Source organism: Mycobacterium sp. (genome assembly GCF_036273375.1).
Lineage (GTDB): Bacteria > Actinomycetota > Actinomycetes > Mycobacteriales > Mycobacteriaceae > Mycobacterium.
Genome location: NZ_DASUHS010000198.1, coordinates 1 through 5,448 on the forward strand (window position 1 = coordinate 1; position 5,448 = coordinate 5,448).

A 5,448-nucleotide genomic window follows, 5' to 3' on the forward strand; every position below is an offset into this window, starting at 1 on the left:
CGACCAGAGACTTTTGGGTGATAGTGGACAAGCGTTGAGCACAACCGGCTTGCATCCGGGTGACCTGCGCCGCCCATATCGGCTGATCGGCCACGTCCCAGAGGATCAGCATCGGGATTCCGGCTCGGAGGGCCGCGGCCGTGGTGCCCGCGCCACCGTGGTGGACGGCCGCGTGACAGAGCGGAAGGATGGCCGCATAGTTCACCGGGCCCACAAGTTTCACGTCGCCGGAATGTTGGATGCGGGTGGGGCCGCTGCCATCGCAATAAACCAGTGCACGTTCGCCTAACTCCGCGCAGGCCGCAACGATCATGGCGACCGTGTCGGCGGGGGATTGGACCGGTGTGCTGCCGAAGCCGAAGTAGGTGGGCGGCGTTTCCGTGCCGATCCACGTTGCGACCTCACCGTCGGCATCTGCCGGCAACTGCAACGTCAGCGCGCCGACGAAGGGTCGCCGGCCGTTCCATTCGGCGGCGAGGTTCGGAAAGCAGACCTGGTCGTAGGCCTGGATTTCGAGCGATCCACGTTCGGCCATCCGCTTCGCCGCAGGGGCCGCTGACCGCCGTAGGCCCAGTTCACGTCGTTGCGCGTCGTCGGCGTCCTTGGTGATGCGCCAATACAGCCACCACGCCGCCCTCAAGGTGGAGCGGACCAGGGGCGGCGGCGACGGTACGGAAGGCAGGGCGAGCTGCCCGTTAACACAGATCGGCATGTGGTGGATCGCTGCGAGCGGAATATCGTAGTACTCAGCGACATTGGCGACGACGCCGTGGTATGTCTGGCCGGTTACGAGCATGTCGGCCCCGTCGGCCAGTGAAGCCAACGTCCGGCTCATCTGCGCCCAACCGTCGACGAAGAGTTCCCTGCCTGATCGCGCGAAGTTGATGGGATTCTGCGGCCTGAAGGCCTGGTGAACGAAGTCAGCGACCGCGCTGACCTGCTCCTGAGAATCCGGGCCGTAACCGACCGCGCTGAGGCCCGCCGCCTCCACGAAGCCAAGCAGGTTGGGTGGCGCCGCCATGCGCACTTCGTGGCCCCTGTGCAGCAGCTCCAAACCGACTGCGGCGCAAGGCTCGACGTCGCCGCGAGTCCCGTGGGCGGCCAAGACGATTTTCATCGGCGAAACCCGGCCTTTCAGTGGTATTCCGCTATCCGGTATTCATCAGGACACCTGGACCGCTGCACCCGTGAAACGCCCGTCCGCGACGCGCTTCAACACGGATTTCATCGCACTCACGTAACGGATCACGGAGTCTTTGGCGATCGGATTCTTCGGGAGGTTCACCCACATCGACACCTCGTCGAAAAGACGAATCACCGAGAAGTAGAGGTGCGCCGGATCCCTGGGATCGCAGTAGATGCTCACGTTCGCGTCCTTCATCTGGGAGGTGACGGTGGCAGAGAAGGGCGGGAGGCCCGCATCCATGTAGTTGACCATCGTGCAGTTCGGGCCCCATGCCCTGAGCCAGGGTGCCAACTTCAATAGTTCGTTGAACGACACGTTGCCGAGGTCCATATTCGCATCGAAAGAACCCTGCGCAGCACGGGCGGTCTCTTCGAAGGATGCCGGGTTTATGGGCACAGTGAACGGAACCACGCCGGTGAACCAGCCCATCGTCGAGAATTCCGCCAGCGACCTTCGCTTGTCCGTCGGTGTGAGGCCGTAATATGTCGTGGCGCCGGTCAACTCGTGCTGCGCGAGGGCTATGCAGGCGAACAAACCGCCGCTGACCCGCGCGCCCGCCGCGATGCAGCGGGCTTCGAATTCCGCCGTCTGCTGCTGATCCATCAGCCGATCGACTACCACGTCGCCGCCCGTGGCCTGGGACAGATCACCAAGCGGCAGTGGGAAGTCCGGCAGGGTCCCGCCGTTGTTCTCGGCGAATTCGATCCATTTGCGAACCTCAGCGGAATCCAAGGTCAGGGATGCCACGTGCTGCTGTTCCCGTAGGCAGAAGTCGTCATGACTGGCCGGGGGCGGCGCCTGAACGAGCGCGCGGCCAGCCACCAGGAGACGATAGTTCATCACAATTTCGGTGTATAAGCCCGCGATAATCGTCGGGTCACAGTGGAGGTGATCGACGATTGCAAAGATGGTGAAGTGGTCGTCGCGCTGAATAATGCCGAACCTGAAACAATCCCACTGCAACGGGACCGGAGTGGACAGCACGAACTGGTGCCACTCGCTTGGCGTCATGCTGTCCTGCCGGATCGGGACGAACTCGATGTCGGCGGGGTCAACGATCGTATGCCGCACAATGCTTTCCGCTTCGCCGTACTGGAACCAACTGTGATACGTCTTGTGCCGGCGGAGGTGGGAGTTGATGACGTAGCTCATGGCCCGGACATCGCATCGGCCGGGTTCGTCTCCGGAGCCGATCACCAGTCGCGCATAGTCGAGCCCGCGTGCCGCGTAGCGGGAGAAGCCGCGAAGGTGCGCGTCTTGCATTGCGCTGAGCGGTACATCACTTATAGGAGCTTGCCGGACTTTCGCCAGCGAGGGGGGCGACGGCTGCCAAGACAAGATTCTGCCCGCCTCGGGTGCCCAGTCATACACCGTACCCACGAACAGCCCGCGCGCTGGCCCTGCACCTATGAGCACCGTCCCTCCTTAGTCCACTTGGGCTCGGCCGACGCTTCGACGTGCTGACCTATCTCTACGGTGCCGAGGCCACCTGCGAGAGCCAGCCTTTCGCATAGCAGTCCGGCCAGGCCTTGGATGGTGGTGATGTCGTTAGTGGTGACGCGTATCCCTGTTTCGGCCTCGATGCGGGTGCGCAGCTCGAGGTTGCCCATGGAGTCGAGGCCATATTCGGAGAGGGGGTGATCTGGATCGATAATACGGCGCAGAATCAGGCTGACCGCATCGGAGATCATGCGTCGCAGTCGAACGGGCCACTCCTCCGATGGCAGTGCGTACAACTCGTTCAGTAATTCTCCTGCGTCCGAGGCGCTTTGGTCGTTGGATCGGAACAGTTCAGCGAACCGGCTGCGTTGCGCGTAGGCGGCGAACCACGGCGTTCCCGTCAACGTTGCATATCCGGAGTACGGGCGGTCGTGGCGCAGTAGGGCTTGGAATGCATAGGCGCCGTCATCTGCGGTGAAAGCGGTGTCACGCCAGTGCGCGATGGCGGTGCCTTCGCCGTCGCGCCCGGGAGTCGTTTCTTCGCCGGCCTCGGCTCGGACTTCGGCGGCGCGACCCACCTCGGCCCACAACGCCCATCCGATCCCAGTGGCGGGAAGACCCCGAGTTCGGCGCCAGCGCGCGAATGCGTCCAGCCAGCCGTTGGCGGCGGCGTACGCCCCCTGCCCGGGCGATCCCAGCAGACCTACGGCCGAGGAGAACAAGCAGAACCAATCCAGGGGAAGGGTGGCCGTAGCCTGGTGTAAGTTCCACGCGCCGTGCACCTTTGGGGCCCAGTTGCGGCCGATGAGCTCGTCGGTCATATTGGCCAGCATCGCGTTTTCGAAGACCGCGGCGGCGTGGAGCACGCCGCGCAGCGGAAGCCCGGTGGCGATCGCGGCGCTCACCAGACGCGGCGCCGTGTCGACGTCGGTGATGTCGCCGCATTCCACCGCGATGTCTGTGCCCATCGCCCGAATGAGTTCGATCGTTTCCAGCGCTCTGGGATTGGGCTCGGAACGGGAGCTGAGGACGATGCGGCCGCAGCCGCCCTCGGCCATTTTCTCGGCGAGAAAGAGTCCTATGCCACCCAGACCGCCGGTGACGATGTAGGAGCCGTCATGCCGGAAGGGCCGGGCCTGCTCGGGCGGTACCACGACCCTGGTGCATGCGGACTTGGACACGTCGAGAACCACCTTGCCCGTGTGCTCAGCCGCGCTCCTCGCTCGGACAACGGTGGCCGCATCGCCGAGCGGACAGTGAGTGATCTCGGGTAATGGCAACTCACCGTCTGCGACGTGCCGGTAGACCGTGCCCAGCAGGTCGCCGACTCGCTGTGGATGACTCTGCGACATCAGTGCCAGGTCGACATAGTGGAACGTGAGGTTGCGATGGAACGGGAGGAGGCCCAGCCGGGTGTTGGCGTAGACGTCGCGCTTACCGATCTCCACGAATCGTCCGCCGACGGACAGTACTTCGAGCCCGGCCCGCTGCGCGGCGCCGGATAGGGAGTTGAGCACGATGTCAACCCCGCGTCCGTCGGTGTCGCGGCGGATCTGCTCGGCGAAGTCGGTGCTATGGGAGTCGTAAACGTGCTGGATACCCATGTCGCGCAGTAGTTTCCGGCGCTCCTTGCTGCCGGCCGTGGCGAAGATCTCGGCTCCGGCGGCACGGGCGATCGCGATCGCCGCCCGCCCCACGCTGCCGGTGGCGGAGTGGATCAACACACGGTCACCGGTGGTGATCCTGGCCTGATCGTGCAGGCCGTACCACGCGATGGCATGCGGGGTACTCACCGCTGCCGCTTGGGCCTCGGTGAGGCCAGGCGGCAGCGTCACGGCCAGGCGGGCGTCACAGGTGACGAACGTGGCCCAGCAGCCGTTTCTGGACAAACCCCCGACGTGATCACCCGCACGATGAGTCGTCACGCCGGAACCGACCGCGGTCACCACGCCGGCAAAATCCATGCCGAGCCGGGGTGTCTCGTCGCCGAGACTGGGATACCGGCCGGAGGCCAAGAGGACATCCGCGAAGTTGATGCTGGATGCGCTCACCCTGACTTCGATCTCGCCGGGTCCCGGCGGAATACGTTGAGAAGCAGCCAGTTCCATGGTTTCCAGGTCACCCGGCGTGCGGATCTGCACGCGGAGGCCATCGTGCTCGGAGTCCACCGCGGCGGTTCGCCGCTCCTCGGGACGTAGCGGTGCGGGGCTCAGGCGCGCCGTGTACCACTGGCCGTTCCGCCAGGCTGTCTCGTCCTCCTCCGAGCTCCCCAGCAGTTGCCGTGCCAGCCGCTCGGCGTCGCTATGCTCGTCCATGTCGATCTGGGTGGCGCGCAGATGCGGATATTCGGTGCTGATCGCTCGCACCAGGCCGCGCAGGCCGGCCTGCTCGAGATTCGCCGCGTCGCCCGGCAACACAGTCTGGGCGTTCCGCGTCACGACGTACAGGCGCGGCGGTTCTTCGTCAATGTCCGTTATTTCCCGGGTAATTCGCACCAGGTGACGCACATGGTTCTCACCGAGCAGGCCCCATTCCTCCTCCAGGCTGCCGTTCTTGGGGCCGGTGAGTATGACGATCCCGCTGACCTGGTCGGCAAGGTGCGAGCCGAGCGCTTCGGCGTTGGCCCGATGATCGGCATGCTGCGGCCATGTTATGGTCGCGCACCTGGCGCCCTCGACCTTCAATGCGTCGGTCAGCCTCGTCGCCATCAGGTCGGCGGTGGCGGAAGTACTGATCAACAAGCACGTTCCCAGGCCGACGTGAGCCACGTCCGGCGGCGTGCGCTGTTTCCACTCGATGGTCAGCAGTCGCTCGTTCAGCAC

General features: G+C 64.7%; 3 protein-coding genes. All 3 read right to left on the minus strand.

What is annotated here, in order from left to right:
- A partial coding sequence (locus VFW69_RS18270) for a glycosyltransferase (protein WP_526503163.1) occupies positions 1-1,117 on the minus strand: 1,117 nt, incomplete at its 3' end.
- A gap of 45 nt (positions 1,118-1,162) precedes the next feature.
- The gene (locus VFW69_RS18275; protein ID WP_526503165.1) at positions 1,163-2,449 is read right to left on the minus strand and encodes a condensation domain-containing protein; all 1,287 of its coding nucleotides are present in this window, start codon (positions 2,447-2,449) and stop codon (positions 1,163-1,165) included.
- Between the two features lie 143 nt (positions 2,450-2,592).
- Positions 2,593-5,448 (minus strand): SDR family NAD(P)-dependent oxidoreductase (locus VFW69_RS18280; RefSeq protein ID WP_526503167.1); only part of this gene is annotated, 2,856 nt, incomplete at its 5' end.